The sequence below is a fragment of the Corynebacterium sp. J010B-136 genome, assembly GCF_002967075.1.
In the GTDB taxonomy this organism is placed as follows: Bacteria; Actinomycetota; Actinomycetes; order Mycobacteriales; family Mycobacteriaceae; genus Corynebacterium.
Genome location: NZ_PUGE01000009.1, coordinates 1 through 15,909 on the forward strand (window position 1 = coordinate 1; position 15,909 = coordinate 15,909).

The window sequence follows — 15,909 nt, forward strand, 5'->3', positions numbered from 1 at the left end:
GTTGTCGGTCTCGCTGACTCACATAAAGTTACACACCCACACGAACCAACACAAATCCCCAGGTAAACACACATAAACGATTGATCTATAAACATCGCTTTGATGCTTAGCTTGTCGTTGATGCCATTCCGAGCCATCGAGCCAGGCCTCCGGAGTAGATATCGGTTCTTCTAGCCATAGATGGAAGCAGGAGTCCACCAACTACATACCCTGCGACCGCCGCGATGGTCGGCAGGATATAGCTCTCGTGGTTTATACCGATGACTATGTACACCTCGAGTGCTATTGCCCCTATGAGGACAGGTGCGGTTACGGGCCAGCTTGTTCGTGCAGTTAGACCTAGGGCAATGACCATGAGGATAAGCAAGAGATAGATAGCGCCGAGTGCGCTAATCAAATGCCATCGCGGCACGACAGCACCAGCAGCAATAAGCAGACCGGGCACAACCGCATTAATGAGCATGGTGCGCTTAGCCCAGAACGTCCTAGTTCCACCGAAAGTCACGTATTCACGTAGGGAGCTCGACAAAGTGTCTTGGTAGACCACGAAGAACATAGCTGTCCAAATAATCGCCAGGATTGAGATAGTCTGCGACCACTCACCACCCCAGATCACTGTTATGCCCCAGTAAATAAGGCTGGTGACTACGGTTAAGCACACGATGAGTATCCAACCTTTAACCTGTGGCCGGTCAATCAGCTGGCCTTCAATTGTCGGAGGGAAGCGGCCCTCATTAGTTCGGCCACTAGATTGAGAGAGAAACTCTTTCTTCCTCGACTTATCTGTTTGTGGGATGGCCAAATCCCAAAACAAGACAACTGCAGCAATGGCCAAATACCCAGCAATGAGAAAAGATGGCATCTGGGTAATCAGCAGGATGACAACGACAAATATCGTTACCGAAACCCCAACTTCTATCCGGCGTTGAAAGTTGTAATCGCGTCGACTTAATCCCAGTATCCAGAAAGCATCTCCTGCAGGTCCCATTAACGCAATAAGGCCCATGACAACTAGGTAGAGGTACTGCATGCGCGTACCCGTACTAATCCCCAAGGTTAGAAATACGAACATAACCAGCCGAAATGCCCATTTCGGCTTGTCCACCAGTTCCCACATTAAGCGCGCGTTCATGCAAGTCCCTCCTCACCTAGAGCGAGGACTGCTCTTTCTAGGTTTACTTCCCGGACGCGGACATCGACATCACCTGCCGCGTCAAAGACGTGGTCCGGTCCAAGGGAAATGGCATCAACAATCACGCGCTCTCCTAGGGCAGTTGATTCACGGGAGAGCGGTTTTACCTGCAGTCGGTTGAGCAGACGGTCAACGTTTTCTGAGCGGCCGGTTAGCTCCAAGATGCCGTCGATAAGCTCTTCCACCGCGCCGTGCTTCATACCGTTGACCATGAGCACCGTATCCAGATGCCCAGAGAGTTCATTGAGGTGGTGGGTCGAGATAACAATGGTCCGGCCATGCTCTTCGCGCAGCACATCGTAAAACACCTGGCGTTTTTCAACATCGAGACCGAGATAGGGTTCATCGAGAAGCATGAGCTCACAACCTGAAGCTACTGCCATGATGATGCCCATCGCAGACTTTTGACCCCGTGACAATGCCGAGTAATTCTTGGATGGCAATTCGAAACGGTCCTGGAGCTCCTCGGCACGCTCTGCATTCCAGGTTGCCCACCGGGCTTTGCCCAGGCGCATGAGCTTGGCAATGTTCCAGCCGTCAACGAGGGGATTATCAATCCCCATCAAGATGGTGCGATCCATAACCGCACGGTTATCAAAAGGTTTCTGCCCAAAAACTTGTAGGTCTTTCGATGGTTGCTGCCCCGCTATTTTGCGCAACAACGTGGTCTTGCCAATGCCATTGGGGCCAACCACCCCATGGGTAAGCCCCTGGTCCAGCGCATAGCTTTTCGAAGTCACGATTGCATTCATGGTTTGTCCTAACCCGGTGGAAGTGTCGGTCATTGGTATAGCCCTCGGCTTTCAGCAACTCTTTCGATCAAGTCCAGCAATGCTGCGCGGGAGTAATTCAGCCGCACCGCTTCATCGATAAGCGGGGCGACGTAGTCTGCCGCGAACTCACTGCGGCGGCGCTGACGGATAACCTCAATGGCACCCTCAGACACGAACATGCCAATACCGCGGCGTTTATCCAGCACCCCAACATCAACCAAGAGATTTAAGCCTTTGCGTGCAGTAGCTGGATTGATCGAGTGGAAATCAGCGAGCTCATTAGTCGAGGGCGCTCGCGCCCCCTCCGCCAGGACGCCGTCCACAATGGAGTCCTCCACCAAAGAAGCAATCTGCCTAAATAGCGGCTGCGTTGAGTTATCCATCGCCATAGTCATTGCACCTGTCGTAGAAGTTGAACTGAGCTCCCCAACCAAGTTGGTTCGTTACTCATGTAACCAACCGTATAACCAACGCTGCTAATCCGCAAGGCTTTGCCTATCTTTCGACATAAATTCACGGGCCAAACAGCATACTTTCTCAGGACAAATGGAAATTACCAGCAGATTCGCGCAAGGATATCGACGTAGTGTGACAGATGAGGCAAACTAGAGGAATACAAATAAAATTAGAATCAAATGAACGGAATTTAGGAGCCATGCTTGAACGCACAGTTGTCTTTGTTGACACCTCTTATTTATTGGCCAGCTTTTATAACTCATGGGAAATCGGTGCACGTGCCCAGTTAGAAATTGACTTACCCGAGGTCGTAGCCACTTTACGGTCTATGATCGAAAACCAGATCGGCCATCCCGTCCACCGTCAAAATTGGTATGACGGTATTCCGGATACTGGTCCGCACCGCTACCAACGTGCCTTGCGCACCTGTGATGGTGTGCAACTTCGCACTGGTCAGCTCATTGAATGGGGCGAGCGACGTACACAAAAAGCCGTAGATACTCGCCTCGTTGCTGACATGGTGGTCACCGCCATGAATCAGCACTTCACCGACTTTGTCTTGGTCTCCGGTGACGCGGACATGATTCCCGGCGTGAACGAAGCAGCCAATAATGGCATGCGCGTGCACCTTTATGGATTCGGCTGGGATTCCATGTCTTCGGCACTGCGCCACGCCTGTGACACCACTACCATTTTGGATCCACGCGAGGATTTCCAGGACTGTATGGAAATCCAGGTTTTAGAAGGTCCGATTTCACCAGTGGTTCCAGAGTCCACAGACGACGAATCCTCTTCTGCAGACGAACTACCTGCGCGCGATGAGTGCGGCGAGCCTTCCGAGGTCGAGGCCGCTTTCTCCTCCACACCGCTAATCAAAACAGAGGAGCCAGCCGAGGAAAGCACCGAACCCACCTCGACTCCTACTCCAGCACCGACTCCCACCCCTGGACCAAAGCCCAGCCCAACGCCTGCCGCGGTGCCTACTTCCACCCCGAATCCGGACCCACAGGTTTCAGAAACCCCTTCCGAACCAGATGCTGTAGAAGCCACGGAAGCTCCGAAGCTACCGGAAGCTGGTGAATCAACCGAGGTTGCCGACAATGTGCAGGACGAACAGGATTCAGAGGATGCAAAGGACGCCGCTGAAGCGCCAAAGCCTTCTGGAATTCCAAAGCCATCGATGATGGCGCCGCGACGGAAGCTGCGTTCACGTTATGTTCCGCTGCCAGAAGAAGTCTGGACGTCCTCTGGTTTCCAAACACCTTTCGATGTCGGCCAACAATATGCGAGCTGGTGGTTTGAAAATGCTGCATCGGCTGACCAACGCGACCAGGCTCATATCCTGTCCGGCGGTGGACTTCCGCCAGAAATCGATCGCCCTTTGCTGCAGTTCGCGTGCGAAACCCTCCACGAATACACCCTGAGTGAAGCGCAGCGCGTGAATCTTCGCGACGGATTCCACTCCGGCATTCGCGGGGTTTTAATCAATATCACTCGCCATAAATCCCAGTAGCTACAAAAAATCACTGGGCATAAATAAAAGCAGCGAGGCCACCATTTACTTGGGGCCTCGCTGCTTTCTTTTTGCCGGTAGAAAGCTATTTATGCTCTCTACTTTTTGTCGTCGACAGCCTTTTTGGCTTCTTCTAAGACCTGTTCAATTTCGGCATCATGGACATCGTCGGACGCCGTCTTCGCTGCGGCATCGCCGGCTACTTCTGGATCTACCGCTTCAGCCTCAACGTCCGCGTTTACTTCAGCATTAGCGTCTTTTTGTTCAGCCGAAGACTTATCGCCAGCGGTAAGCTGCTTATCGCCTGCCATCGAGGCACGGATTTCATCAAGACGCGATTTTGCGCGCATATCTTCGGTCGACTCGAGGGCTTCTTGGATGCGGCTGCCGCCCGATGCTTGGTACAGCTCTTGGGCACCAAGTGCATTCGAGTAGCGCTTTTCAATCTTTGCGCGCACCGAGTCCAAGGTTGGAGTCGAACCATCAGGGGTGAGATCATCCATGGAGCTGAGCGCCTCTGCATTCATCTCCTGCATGGTGGCCTGGTCCGCCTGCGCAATCAGCTGGTCTACCTGCGCGAGCTGCTCACGCAGGCGCGCCTCGGACTGCTTTTGCTGTTCCTGCGCCTGCTTCGCAGCTTGCGTTGCAGATTCATGCTGGGCTTTGACCTGTTCGATTTCCTGATCTGTAGCAACCAGCTGTGCCGCAACAACCTCGGCGGCGTTGTTGTACTCCTGCGCGGTAGCTGAATCTCCGTCAGATTGCGCCTTGTCTGCTAGCTCTAGAGCGCGACGGGTCTGCGTTTGCAAATCATCCTGGGATTTCAGCAAACGGTTTAACCGCAGCTCCAGCTGCCGCTGATTGCCGATAATCTCCGAAGCTGACTCGGTAATTTCCTGGTGGCGCTTCTTTGCGCCTTCCACAGCCTGCTTAATCTGGACCTTAGGATCAGCATTTTCGTCAATTTTCTGATCGAAAGATGCCATCAAGTGCTTCCAGCCCTTAGAAAATGGGTTAGCCATCGCCCGCCTCACTCCTTGTAAATGTTCTCAATCAATTAAAAAGACGCTTTCTAGCGAGTGTAGCGTCACTCACAAGAAAGCGTCGAGTAAAAGGGGCAATTACTTGCTGGAATTAGCCCTGATTCTTCTGCTGCTCAACCTGTTCACGAACAGCATCCATATCCAAATCGCGAACCTGCTTGATCAGATCCTCAAAAGCAGCAGGTGGCAAAGCACCAGCCTGGTTAAAGACCTGGATGCCATCGCGGAAGACCATCAAGGTAGGAATTGCCTGAATCTGCAGCGCACCGGCTAGTTCCTGGTTATTTTCGGTATCAAGCTTGGCAAAAGTGATGTCTTCATGCTCTTCAGAAGCCTTGTCAAAGACTGGAGCAAAGCGCTTGCATGGTCCGCACCATTCAGCCCATGCGTCAACAATCGTAATGCCCTCACCGATGGTGGTTTCTTCGAAATTTTCCTTGGTTACTTCTACGGTTGCCATTGTTCTCCTTAAATAAGTTTCGGATTTTCCGCTCTGTTGGTGTTCAACGGTACCGAAAGACAAACTATTCCCGCAGCACGCCCTTGTCAGATACCCCAAGGGGGTATATCATGAAGATTGTTAGAGCACATTCATCCACCTTTAAGGAGCATCCATCATGGCAACTACCCATTACACCGTCGAAGGCATGACCTGCGGCCACTGCGAAATGTCCGTACAGGAAGAAATCGGCGAAATCGCAGGTGTTACCGCGGTCAACGCCGATCACAAGACCGGCCAGGTTGCCGTTGAAGGCGCAGGATTTACAGATGAGCAGGTCTCCGCCGCCGTCGCGGAGGCAGGCTACAAGGTGGTTTAATCCGCCATGACCACTCACATCGATCTCGGCGTCACCGGCATGACGTGCACCTCGTGTTCGTCGCGCGTGGAGCGCAAGCTCAATAAAGTCGAGGGCGTCAAGGCGACCGTTAACTATGCCACCGAGTCTGCATCGGTTAGCTACGATCCCAGCTTGACTGCGCCGCAGGACCTCATCAAGGTCATTCAGGACGCCGGATACGATGCCTACGACGCCAGTCCTACCGCACAAGACGAGGCGGAGACACTTGTCGACGCCTCCCCAGCTGACATCGCCCGCGAGGAAGAAGCAAGCCATCTCAAGCGCTTGACGATTATGTCTGGCGCCTTGTCCCTTCCCATCATGCTGGTGTCGATGATCCCGGCACTGCAATTTGATTACTGGCAATGGCTCAGTGCCATTTTGGCCACCATCGTCTTCATCAATGGCGGTGCCCCGTTCCACAAGGCGACGTGGACAAATATTAAGCACGGCTCATTTACCATGGACACGCTGATTACGATGGGCACCTCAGCGGCGTACTTCTGGTCGCTGTATGTCATGGTTTTCGGCCACGCCGGCATGCCCGATATGCGCATGCACATGGAGCTTATCTCCAATAATGCGCAGATGGACCATATCTATCTCGAGTCCGTGGGCATGGTCATCACATTCTTACTACTGGGTCGCTATTTTGAGGTCAAAGCGAAGGGGCAGTCCTCAGAAGCGCTGCGCACGCTGTTGAATATGGGTGCGAAAGACGCATCCTTGCTTATCAATGGCAAAGAGACCCGCATTCCCATCACTGACCTTGCCATTGGGGATCTCTTCGTCGTGCGTCCAGGCGAAAAGATTGCCACGGACGGCGAAGTAATCGAAGGCTTTTCAGCTGTTGATGAGTCCATGCTGACTGGTGAATCGGTCCCAGTGGAAGTCCAGGAAGGCTCACGCGTTACTGGCGCATCTATCAATACCTCCGGAAAGCTCATTGTTCGCGCTACTCGCGTGGGTGAAGACACCACCTTGTCACAGATGGCCAAGCTGGTCACCGAAGCCCAGTCTTCCAAGGCACCGGTGCAGCGCCTCGTTGACCGCATCGCGCAGGTCTTTGTCCCTGCGGTAGTAATCATCGCTGTCGTTGCGCTCATTGCGCACCTACTGCTGGCACAAGGCGTTGCCCCAGCCTTTGTCGCCGCAGTATCGGTCTTGATCATCGCGTGCCCGTGCGCGATGGGTCTTGCTACCCCGACTGCGATTTTGGTCGGTACCGGCCGTGGCGCGCAGCTGGGCCTGCTTATTAAAGGTCCAGAGATTCTCGAGTCCACTAAGAAAGTCGACACCATCGTCTTAGACAAAACCGGCACGGTTACTACCGGGGCGATGAGCGTAAGCGACGTTATCCCTGCTCCTGGCGTGGATTCACACAAGCTCATCAACTACGCCGCGGCAGTGGAATCTGGATCTGAACACCCGATTGCACAGGCCATCGTCAAGCATGCCGATGACATCTTGCCCGTTTCTGATTTTCAATCGGAGGCTGGGATCGGAGTATCCGGCACTGTAGAAGGCGCACTGGTATCCATCGGCCGCGCAAGCCAAGACGAGCTTGGCGAGCTTGCCGATGCCTTCACAGCCGCCGAGGAATCCGGCGCCACGGCGATTGTGGTGCGCATCGATAGCAATCTGGCCGGAATTATTGCCGTGCGCGATACCATCAAGGACACCTCCGCTGCTGCCATTGCTCAGCTCAAGGACTTAGGCTTAACCCCGTATCTGCTCACCGGCGACAATGCCGGTGCGGCGCATGCGGTTGCACGGGAAGTCGGAATTGATAAGACTCACGTCTTTGCCGGCGTGATGCCTGAAGAAAAGGTCGCGAAAGTACGCCAACTGCAAGATGCTGGTCTGACCGTGGCGATGGTGGGCGACGGTGTCAACGACGCTGCCGCCTTAGCCCAAGCCGATCTTGGCTTGGCGATGGGCGCGGGCACCGACGTTGCTATCGAAGCCTCAGACATCACCTTGATGAACTCTGATCTGCGCTCAGCCGCAGCAGCAATCCTGCTTTCGCGTAAGACGTTTAGCACGATTAAAGGTAATTTATTCTGGGCCTTCGCCTACAACGTGCTCTTGATTCCAGTCGCTGCTGCTGGTTTCCTAAACCCGCTCTTTGCAGGTCTGGCCATGGCTTTTAGCTCCGTGTTCGTGGTTGGCAACTCCCTACGCTTGCGGTCCTTCCACACCCAATAGGTTTTAGCCCATTAGGCAGAAACCTACCGCGTTGTTTACTATCAGCGCCCATGACTCAAACTACTGCTTCACCTTTAAGCAAAAACGAGCGCCTTGACCGGCTGCCGGTAACCTCCAAGCACAAAAAGCTCTTGGTAGGTTCCGGCGTCGGCTGGGCGCTCGACGCCATGGACGTTGGACTTATCTCTTTCATCATGGCCGCGCTAGCGGTGCATTGGAACTTAGAATCAACCCAGACCTCCTGGATTGCCACCGCCGGTTTTGTCGGAATGGCGCTCGGCGCCAGCTTGGGCGGATTACTGGCTGATAAATTCGGCCGCAGGCATGTCTTCGCCCTTACCTTATTGGTTTACGGGCTCGCTACCGGCGCCTCAGCGCTGGCAACCGGGCTTGCTGTGCTCATTGCTCTGCGTTTTATCGTCGGGCTGGGCTTAGGCGCCGAGCTCCCTGTTGCCTCAACCCTTATCTCTGAGTTTGCGCCTCGCCGTATCCGCGGGCGCATGGTGGTTTTACTTGAGGCCTTTTGGGCCGCCGGCTGGATCGCAGCCGCTGTCATTGGCACCTTCGTCGTCGGCGCCTCTGACTCCGGCTGGCGCTGGGCATTAGCTATCGGCATGGTTCCAGCAGCCTATGCACTCTATGTCCGCTTAGCCCTGCCCGAGTCCGTCCGCTACCTTGAGGCGAAGAATCGCCATCAAGAGGCTGAAGAAATTGTCACTTCTTTCGAAAACGCCGCTTTAGCCGAGGGCAAGCCCCTGAATGATCAGGCTGCTATTGAGGCAATCTCCGAACAATCACCAGAAGATTCCTCCACGGAATCTTCTATCTGGTCATCGCGGCTGCGCGCACGCACCGCTGCTTTGTGGATTATTTGGTTTTGCATCAACTTGTCCTACTACGGCGCATTCATCTGGATTCCTTCGCTGTTGGTCGCCGATGGATTTACGCTGGTGCGCTCGTTTAGCTTTACCCTCATCATTACGCTCGCGCAGCTGCCGGGCTACGCCGCTGCCGCCTGGCTCATTGAAGTCTGGGGGCGTCGAGTAACACTTGCCGTATTCTTAGTCGGCTCCGCAGTCTCCGCCGGCGCCTTTGGCCTCGCAGACTCCGAGGTCAGCATCATCATCGCCGGCTGCTTCCTGTCCTTCTTCAACCTCGGCGCCTGGGGCGCGCTCTATGCGATTGGCCCTGAGCTCTACCCCACCCACATTCGCGGCCGCGGCACCGGCGCTGCTGCTGGCTTTGGCCGCATCGCCTCGATCATCTCCCCACTGATCGTGCCGCCGATTCTCGCTGCTGCCGGACAGCCCTGGCTCTTCGTTCTCTTCGCCAGCGCCTTTGCAATCGCAGCCATCGCTGCCTTTACCCTGCCGGAAAACAAAGGAAAGGCCCTCGCGAGTTAACAGCGAAGGCCCACACACGCTGTCATTTAGCGTGCGAATACTTTTAATTATGCTTAGCACCAAAGACGCGGGCTAGAAATGCCGCAAAGCCCGAAGGACGAGGTGCCTGGCGTTCAATCTCGCGGATATCGCGGGGAACATTCGACAACACGGTCGCAGTGGTGGTGCGGGATACCGAAATACTCATCTTTCCTCCTCACAATTCGTCGGTAGCACTAACATTGCCACCTGTGAGCAGGGATTTCATCGATGGAAAGGCTTTCCTATCTATGGTCATACTTAGATAGGAAAGCCTCATAATACCAGTAAATAACGTCTTAACCAGTATAAATACATTCGAGCACCGGTGGGGCCACAGCCTCTCCGACTTTTAGGCCAACAGGCTGTGATGAATTTAATACATCGCGGACTAGCCGTGAGCCATATTCACGAACTTCGAGTAGTGCAACTGGTGTGCAACCTGGACGGTATCGATTGGGCCACCACGGTGCTTGGCCAGAATAATATCGGCCTCTCCGGCACGCTCATTGTCGCGGTCTTGGGAGTCAGGACGGTACAGCAGCATAACCATATCGGCGTCCTGCTCCAGCGAGCCCGACTCACGAAGGTCAGCCAACTGCGGCTTTTTATCAGTACGCGACTCGGGGCCACGGTTTAGCTGCGAAATAGCGATAACCGGTACTTCGAGTTCCTTCGCCAAGAGCTTCAGTTGACGGGAAAATTCCGAAACCTCTTGCTGACGTGATTCAACCTTCTTACCCGAACTCATCAGCTGCAGGTAGTCGAGCACGACCAGATCCAAGCCCTGTTGCTGCTTGAGACGACGCGCCTTGGTGCGAATCTCCATCATGGTCAGATTCGGGGAATCATCGATGTAGAGCGGTGCATCCTGAATCCGATTCAGCGTATCGGTCAAACGCTCCCAGTCTTCACCAGAAACCTTGCCGGAGCGCATATCCGATAGCTTGACCTCAGATTCTGCAGACAGCAAACGCATCACAATTTCGGAGGCACTCATTTCCAGAGAAAAGACCACCGAGCCCTTATTATGGTGCAGCGAACACGAGCGCATAAAGTCCAGCGCCAACGTCGACTTACCAACACCAGGACGCGCCGCGATAATAATCATCTGTCCTGCATGCAGACCGTTGGTGAGGTTATCTAAGTCAATGAAACCGGTGGGAACACCGGATTCTAGGCCACCATTATTTTGCAGCGCGGTGAGCTCATCGATGGTCGGGATGATCAGGTCACCAATGACCTTGTAATCTTCCGTAGTCTTCTTCTGCGCAACCTTAAAGATTTCCTGTTGCGCCAAGTCCAACACGGTTTCGATTTCCGCGTCCTCATCGCCGTTAAAGCCGAGTTGAACCACGCGCGTGCCGGCATCGACAAGCTTGCGCAGCAGTGCCTTCTCAGCGACAATCTCGGCATAATAGCGCGCATTGGCGGCCGTAGGCACTGTTGCCAACAAGGTGTGCAGGTACACAGCACCGCCGATGCGCTCCAGGTTTTGCTGTCGGTCCAGACGGCTCGCAACAATCACTGGGTCAATGTCGGTGCCATCGGAGTACAAGTCCAGCATCGCAGCATAGATCAGCTGATGCGCAGGATAGTAGAAGTCCTCCGGGTCGACTTCATCGATAACCTCAATGACTGACGCGGGCGACAGCAGCATCGCGCCGAGTACGCCCTGTTCGGCATCTTTATCCGACGGCGGTTGACGGAACTCCCCGTAGCGTTGCGGGTTTTCGAGCTCATCTCGCTTACCGTATTTGCGTCGGCCACCGCCGTAATTATTGGACGGATAGCTTGCTTCGGGGATATCGAAAGACTCCGGCGCCGGCTCTTCCGGCGGCAGGTAGTTATCGTCGTCGAAACTTGCTCCCATACTCGACGTCATCGACTTTTCCCTTTCATTATTAAAGGCCTCTTCTAGCCTAGTACGTCCACGCAACCTTCGCTTGGGCACAACTTGAACACATCTTGGGGATAGTTATCCACAGTTATCCACAGGCGCCTGTGCAATTTGCAGGTCAGCGACAGTTTTCCCTTTTTAACCCTGGGGAATAGTTTGAACCATTCCCCATTTGCACAGCTCAAAGGTGGTTTCCGCTCCAAAAATAGCAGGTAAGAGCAGCGCTTTTCGATGCCCCTATCTAGCTGAAGTTATCCACAGGTTTGCGAAGTTATCCACAGTTATCCACAATAGTGCACAGTTGTCCACAGATAAAAAGCGCACAGGCCCCGATGCCATTCCCACCTCACATAGGAATGATACTTCGGGGCCTGCGCGCTAAATGCTGTTGTCGTTGGGTCTATAAATTTCTAGAAATTATGACCGTCGAACGCGCCAATTATTAGGCAGCGACGACCGAGAAATTAATCTTGCCGAGAACGTCAGCGTGCAGCTTGACCTCGACCTGGTAGTTGCCAGTCTTCTTGACTAGGCCCTTTGGCAATTCGATGATTCGCTTGTCCAAGTTAGGGCCGCCAGCCTTCTTGACTGCGGCAACAATATCATCAGCGGTAACAGAACCGAAGAGCTTGCCCTTGTCGGAGGTCTTGACCTCGACAACGACCTTCTCCAGCTGCTCGAGCTGAGTGCGGACCTCACGTGCATGGTCCAAGTCGCGGATTGCGCGAGCTTCCTGTGCACGCTTGATGCCTTCAATCTGCTTCTCAGCGCCGCGGGTAGCAACAATTGCCAAACCGCGTGGAAGCAGGTAGTTACGTCCGTAACCGTTCTTAACCTCAACAACTTCGCCTGGAGCGCCGAGGTTATCAACGGCAGCGGTGAGGATCAGCTTCATGATCCCTGCCTTTCACTTATATGTTTTTAAGTTGAATGTTGATTAATCGCTGACAGTAAATTTAGAACGGGGGTTCGTCATCTCCGCCGAATCCACCAGCTGGTGGAGCGGAGTTCCAAGGGTCATTAGCTGGCTGTGACTGCGCACCGGAAGATTGGTTTCCACCGAATCCTCCACCAAAGCCACCTTGGTTGCCGCCGCCCTGGTTTCCACCAGGTAGTCCGCCGCCTTGATTTCCGCCAAAGTTGCCGCCTTGTCCACCCTCACGTGGATTACGGTTAACTTGTGCGGTGGCATAGCGTAGCGATGGCCCGACCTCATCAACGTCAATTTCAAAGACGGTACGATTCTCGCCCTCACGGGTTTGGAAAGACCGTGCCTTTAAACGACCGGTAACGACAATGCGCATGCCCTTAGTCAGGGATTCTGCGACATTCTCAGCTGCCTGGCGCCAAACGTTGCACGTCAAAAACATAGCCTCGCCGTCTTCCCATTGATTAGTCTGGGAATTGAAGCGACGCGGGGTGGACGCTACGCGAAAGTTCGCGACTGGTGCACCCGACGGGGTAAAACGCAGCTCTGGGTCAGCAACAATGTTGCCAACAACCGTGATATTGGTATCGCCCTGTGCCATGGTATTTGCCTACTCCTTGAGAATCGGATTAATGAGTTAAGCCCCAGTATCCGTTATTTGCTGTCTGTGCGCAGAACCTTGGTTCGCAGAACAGAGTCGTTCAGGCTCAGGCGACGGTCGAACTCCAGCACGGTCGCAGACTCGCACTCGAGATTTACAACAGCGTAAACGCCCTCTTCCTTCTTGTTGATTGGGTACAGCAAGCGACGCTTGCCCCACACATCAACGTTCTCAACCTTGCCGCCTTCAGAGCGAACGGTCTCGAGGAACTTGTCTAGGGACGGGGTTACAGTGCGTTCATCTTGGCTCGGATCCAAAATGATCATGACTTCGTAGTGACGCACGGACCTCATCACCTCCTATGGTCTAGTAGTTTCGGCCACATCACCTTTGCGGACATGGCAGGAGGGTACGTTGCGTCAAGCAACCTCAACAGCGTACCGCAAAGCAGCACGGATCGAAAATCCCCCGCACCAGCAAAATCTCTGTGGATTTAATAGCCGTGCGAGGTCGCAGCATAAAATACCGCGCAGGTAACCGGAATGATGGTCAAAAGGACAAGCGCTGCAATTCCCAGCGCCAGCGGAACCCGGCGGTCTTTACCGCGATGGAAGGTGTAATAAGCGCTCAGAACGCAGATAAAGCCCAAGCCAATTGACACAATGCCGATGATGGTGACAACACTCATGGCTATCATTATGGCCCATCACCGGCTAAACCCCACGATCCTTAAGTCGGTCCTTTGGCCAGTGCTTAGTTGAAGAGATCTTCTAAGTCACCAATGACATCATCGACTGTCGGCGGTTGCGGCAAGTTCGGTTCATTACCGCCGCCGCCTCCACCACCGCCGCCGCCGCCTCCACCACCGCCGTTGGATGGGCTCGTGTTCTCCGGCGACTGCTCTTCTTCGCGGTTCGCCTCATCGTTGCCGTCTTCATCACCTTCGGTGCCTTCACCGTCAGTCTCAGAATCTTCAGTCGTTGCTGCATCACCGGAGGAGTCATAGTTCCACGATGGATCCCACGCGGTGGCGTTGGAGAGCTCATTGAAACCGTAACTTACGGGCACGGCTTGTGGGAAGGACTCCCACTCAGCATCGGCAAGCGAAGTGTCTAGAATCTGCTTCCAAATCTGCGTTGGTGCACCGGCGCCGTACATGACACCACCCCAGGCGTTATTAATCGCAGAGGCATTATCCGCAGCACCCACCCAGACAGCCGATGCCAACTGTGGCGTCGAACCAATCATCCAGGTGTCCTTGTTCAGGCCCGTATCACCCAACTGGTGAGTACCGGTCTTCGCAGCTGACTCGCGGCCACCGGCTAGAGCACCGTTGGACCATCCCGCAATAGGCTTCATCGCCTGGATAACGTTGTCAGCTACCTGCTGGGAAACGCGGCGCTCGCCTTCATCCACGGGGTGCTCGTACAGCACTTCACCGGAGTTGGTTTCTACGCGCTGGACAAAGTACGGGTCGTGCCACACGCCACGGTTGGTCAAAGTTGCCATCGCAACAGCCATATCCAGCGGACGGGAGCGGTACTGACCCAGCACGATGCCTTCATAAGGCTGCTCGCCATTTTCAGTCAAGGTGCGCTCAATGCCCGGCAAGGACTTGGCCACGCCCAAGGCATAAGCCATGTCAGCGGTGTCCTGGGTGGTGTTTTCCAAATCCGCCTGCAGACGCATAAAGGAAGTGTTGTAGGAGTGCATCAGCGCTTCTTCAATAGAGCACACGCCACAGGTGTTATTTGAAACATTACCCACGGTAATCCCGTGCAGGTCATAAGGCGCCGAAGAGTAGTTCTGGCTCAGCGGAATTCCCTGCTGCAGCGCTGCCGCAAGGGCCATAACCTTAAATGTCGAACCGGTTTCAGTAGGACCATTGGCGTAGTCCCAGCCCTCAGCCTCGTTACCACCAAAGTAGCCGCGCACTGCGCCTGTCGATGGATCGATGGTCACCGCTGCCGCACGCGCATCTTCTTGCAGCGGAGCAAGGTTGGCATCTACTGCATCGACGCTGGCATTTTGCACCGTCGGGTCAATCGTGGTGGTAATACGCAAACCGCGAGTGTTGACGTCATCTTCGGAGATGCCAACTTCTTCGAGTTCCTCAATCACCTTGTTCTTAATGTGCCCATTCGCACCGGTGGCTTCAGTATAAGCCGACACCGCCGATGGTTCTACGGTGTGCGGGAATTGCATGCCAGCGCGTTCTTCGGCTGGCAGAGCATCCATGTCTACCAAGCCATCGAGCACGTAATTCCAGCGCTGCTCAGACTGTTGAGCATTAACGGCTGGGTCCCAGTTGCTTGGCGCCTGAATAATGCCGGCGAGCATGGCGCCTTCTTCAACGGTGAGCTCTTCAACATCTTTGTCGAAGTACGCCAAAGAAGCGGCCTGCAGACCGTAAGCGTTGCGGCCGAAGTAAACGGTGTTGAGATAAGCGTTGAGGATGTCTTCCTTCGACCACTGGTTGGTCATCTTGATGGAATACACCAGCTCACGTGCCTTACGCACGTAGGAGATCTCATTGCCCACCAGCGTGTTTTTCACGTACTGCTGGGTAATCGTCGAGCCACCACCGGCGGAGTCATCACCAGTAACCTTGCCGACGACCGCGCGCATCAGGCCGGTAAAAGAGAAACCTGAGTTAGTCCAGAAGTCACGGTCTTCAGCAGCCAAAACGGCGCTTTCAACATGATCTGGGATCTCTTCTAAGCTCACGTGGGTGCGGTTGCCTTCCGGCGGCACAATCCGCGCGAGCTGCGTATTGTTATCCGAAGCGTAGATCGTCGAAATCTGGTTATTTGCCAGGTCTTCTGGCTCGGGAACCTCATACTGCACATACGCATACGCAAACATTCCGCCGGGAATGACGATGCAGATTGCGGCAATAATGAGCACAATCCACGGCCAACGGCGGGTGCTTTTCCTGCGCCTACCGCCTGCAGACGGAGTCGTTTCCTTCTTATCGCTCACCTAAACGCGCCTTACTTCCATATAGCTTTAATAGTCGCCGGGTATATCACTGG

Annotated in this window: 16 protein-coding genes; 4 read left to right on the plus strand and 12 right to left on the minus strand. The window is 54.3% G+C overall.

Annotated features, from left to right (window positions below; genetic code table 11):
• Positions 1-106: 106 nt before the first annotated feature.
• Genes C5Y44_RS11940 through C5Y44_RS11950 form a run of 3 tightly spaced genes read right to left on the minus strand, consistent with a single transcriptional unit; the run spans position 107 to position 2,348 of the window.
• Positions 107-1,132: an ABC transporter permease gene (locus C5Y44_RS11940; RefSeq protein WP_105325141.1), complete on the minus strand. Its 1,026-nt coding sequence runs from the start codon at positions 1,130-1,132 to the stop codon at positions 107-109.
• Positions 1,129-1,977 (minus strand): ATP-binding cassette domain-containing protein, encoded by an 849-nt coding sequence (locus C5Y44_RS11945; protein ID WP_199186055.1) that lies wholly within the window; start codon positions 1,975-1,977, stop codon positions 1,129-1,131. The genes C5Y44_RS11940 and C5Y44_RS11945 overlap by 4 nt, the downstream gene beginning before the upstream one ends.
• Complete coding sequence (locus C5Y44_RS11950; RefSeq protein WP_105325209.1) at positions 1,974-2,348, minus strand: GntR family transcriptional regulator; 375 nt, start codon at positions 2,346-2,348, stop codon at positions 1,974-1,976. Before C5Y44_RS11950 ends, C5Y44_RS11945 begins: the two co-directional genes overlap by 4 nt.
• Before the next feature lie 272 nt (positions 2,349-2,620).
• On the opposite strand from C5Y44_RS11950, the gene C5Y44_RS11955 reads away from it, so the two are divergent.
• Positions 2,621-3,934: an NYN domain-containing protein gene (locus C5Y44_RS11955; RefSeq protein ID WP_105325142.1), complete on the plus strand. Its 1,314-nt coding sequence runs from the start codon at positions 2,621-2,623 to the stop codon at positions 3,932-3,934.
• Positions 3,935-4,032: 98 nt separating this feature from the next.
• Here C5Y44_RS11955 and C5Y44_RS11960 read toward each other — a convergent pair whose 3' ends face one another.
• Positions 4,033-4,956, minus strand: a complete 924-nt coding sequence (locus tag C5Y44_RS11960; protein ID WP_105325143.1) for a PspA/IM30 family protein — start codon at positions 4,954-4,956, stop codon at positions 4,033-4,035.
• A 112-nt stretch (positions 4,957-5,068) separates the two neighbouring features.
• A complete protein-coding gene (gene trxA, locus C5Y44_RS11965; RefSeq protein WP_369831094.1) occupies positions 5,069-5,536 on the minus strand; it encodes a thioredoxin in 468 nt (155 codons plus the stop codon).
• A 58-nt stretch (positions 5,537-5,594) separates the two neighbouring features.
• On the opposite strand from trxA, the gene C5Y44_RS11970 reads away from it, so the two are divergent.
• The 3 genes from C5Y44_RS11970 to C5Y44_RS11980 are packed head-to-tail and all read left to right on the plus strand — an operon-like array spanning position 5,595 to position 9,427.
• Positions 5,595-5,795, plus strand: a complete 201-nt coding sequence (locus C5Y44_RS11970) for a heavy-metal-associated domain-containing protein (RefSeq protein ID WP_105325144.1) — start codon at positions 5,595-5,597, stop codon at positions 5,793-5,795.
• A gap of 6 nt (positions 5,796-5,801) precedes the next feature.
• The gene (locus tag C5Y44_RS11975; RefSeq protein ID WP_105325145.1) at positions 5,802-8,024 is read left to right on the plus strand and encodes a cation-translocating P-type ATPase; all 2,223 of its coding nucleotides are present in this window, start codon (positions 5,802-5,804) and stop codon (positions 8,022-8,024) included.
• 50 nt (positions 8,025-8,074) lie between these two features.
• Positions 8,075-9,427 carry an MFS transporter gene (locus tag C5Y44_RS11980; protein ID WP_105325146.1) on the plus strand — a complete coding sequence of 451 codons (1,353 nt, stop codon included), beginning with the start codon at positions 8,075-8,077 and terminating at the stop codon, positions 9,425-9,427.
• 43 nt (positions 9,428-9,470) lie between these two features.
• Here C5Y44_RS11980 and C5Y44_RS13335 read toward each other — a convergent pair whose 3' ends face one another.
• The 7 genes from C5Y44_RS13335 to C5Y44_RS12010 all read right to left on the minus strand — a co-directional run bounded on the left by C5Y44_RS13335 (position 9,471) and on the right by C5Y44_RS12010 (position 15,856).
• Positions 9,471-9,614 (minus strand): hypothetical protein, encoded by a 144-nt coding sequence (locus C5Y44_RS13335; RefSeq protein WP_158255485.1) that lies wholly within the window; start codon positions 9,612-9,614, stop codon positions 9,471-9,473.
• Between the two features lie 222 nt (positions 9,615-9,836).
• Positions 9,837-11,330, minus strand: coding sequence for a replicative DNA helicase (gene dnaB / locus C5Y44_RS11985; RefSeq protein ID WP_191373278.1), 1,494 nt, complete (start codon positions 11,328-11,330; stop codon positions 9,837-9,839).
• A gap of 457 nt (positions 11,331-11,787) precedes the next feature.
• A complete protein-coding gene (gene rplI / locus C5Y44_RS11990) occupies positions 11,788-12,240 on the minus strand; it encodes a 50S ribosomal protein L9 (protein WP_066796930.1) in 453 nt (150 codons plus the stop codon).
• Positions 12,241-12,301: 61 nt separating this feature from the next.
• Complete coding sequence (locus tag C5Y44_RS11995) at positions 12,302-12,874, minus strand: single-stranded DNA-binding protein (protein WP_105325148.1); 573 nt, start codon at positions 12,872-12,874, stop codon at positions 12,302-12,304.
• A gap of 53 nt (positions 12,875-12,927) precedes the next feature.
• Positions 12,928-13,218, minus strand: a complete 291-nt coding sequence (gene rpsF, locus C5Y44_RS12000; protein ID WP_171974897.1) for a 30S ribosomal protein S6 — start codon at positions 13,216-13,218, stop codon at positions 12,928-12,930.
• 149 nt (positions 13,219-13,367) lie between these two features.
• The gene (locus C5Y44_RS12005) at positions 13,368-13,562 is read right to left on the minus strand and encodes a hypothetical protein (protein ID WP_105325210.1); all 195 of its coding nucleotides are present in this window, start codon (positions 13,560-13,562) and stop codon (positions 13,368-13,370) included.
• Between the two features lie 65 nt (positions 13,563-13,627).
• On the minus strand, positions 13,628-15,856 hold the full coding sequence (locus tag C5Y44_RS12010) for a transglycosylase domain-containing protein (protein WP_369831095.1): 2,229 nt from the start codon (positions 15,854-15,856) through the stop codon (positions 13,628-13,630).
• Between the last annotated feature and the right edge of the window lie 53 nt (positions 15,857-15,909).

What these genes read in the sequence shown, in the direction of transcription:
- C5Y44_RS11940 (WP_105325141.1), bottom strand. Translation starts at nt 1,132, where the DNA reads ATGAACGCGCGCTTAATGTGGGAACTGGTGGACAAGCCGAAATGGGCA.
- C5Y44_RS11945 (WP_199186055.1), bottom strand. Translation starts at nt 1,977, where the DNA reads ATGACCGACACTTCCACCGGGTTAGGACAAACCATGAATGCAATCGTG.
- C5Y44_RS11950 (WP_105325209.1), bottom strand. Translation starts at nt 2,348, where the DNA reads ATGGATAACTCAACGCAGCCGCTATTTAGGCAGATTGCTTCTTTGGTG.
- C5Y44_RS11955 (WP_105325142.1), top strand. Translation starts at nt 2,621, where the DNA reads ATGCTTGAACGCACAGTTGTCTTTGTTGACACCTCTTATTTATTGGCC.
- C5Y44_RS11960 (WP_105325143.1), bottom strand. Translation starts at nt 4,956, where the DNA reads ATGGCTAACCCATTTTCTAAGGGCTGGAAGCACTTGATGGCATCTTTC.
- C5Y44_RS11970 (WP_105325144.1), top strand. Translation starts at nt 5,595, where the DNA reads ATGGCAACTACCCATTACACCGTCGAAGGCATGACCTGCGGCCACTGC.
- C5Y44_RS11975 (WP_105325145.1), top strand. Translation starts at nt 5,802, where the DNA reads ATGACCACTCACATCGATCTCGGCGTCACCGGCATGACGTGCACCTCG.
- C5Y44_RS11980 (WP_105325146.1), top strand. Translation starts at nt 8,075, where the DNA reads ATGACTCAAACTACTGCTTCACCTTTAAGCAAAAACGAGCGCCTTGAC.
- C5Y44_RS13335 (WP_158255485.1), bottom strand. Translation starts at nt 9,614, where the DNA reads ATGAGTATTTCGGTATCCCGCACCACCACTGCGACCGTGTTGTCGAAT.
- dnaB (WP_191373278.1), bottom strand. Translation starts at nt 11,330, where the DNA reads ATGACGTCGAGTATGGGAGCAAGTTTCGACGACGATAACTACCTGCCG.
- rplI (WP_066796930.1), bottom strand. Translation starts at nt 12,240, where the DNA reads ATGAAGCTGATCCTCACCGCTGCCGTTGATAACCTCGGCGCTCCAGGC.
- C5Y44_RS11995 (WP_105325148.1), bottom strand. Translation starts at nt 12,874, where the DNA reads ATGGCACAGGGCGATACCAATATCACGGTTGTTGGCAACATTGTTGCT.
- C5Y44_RS12005 (WP_105325210.1), bottom strand. Translation starts at nt 13,562, where the DNA reads ATGAGTGTTGTCACCATCATCGGCATTGTGTCAATTGGCTTGGGCTTT.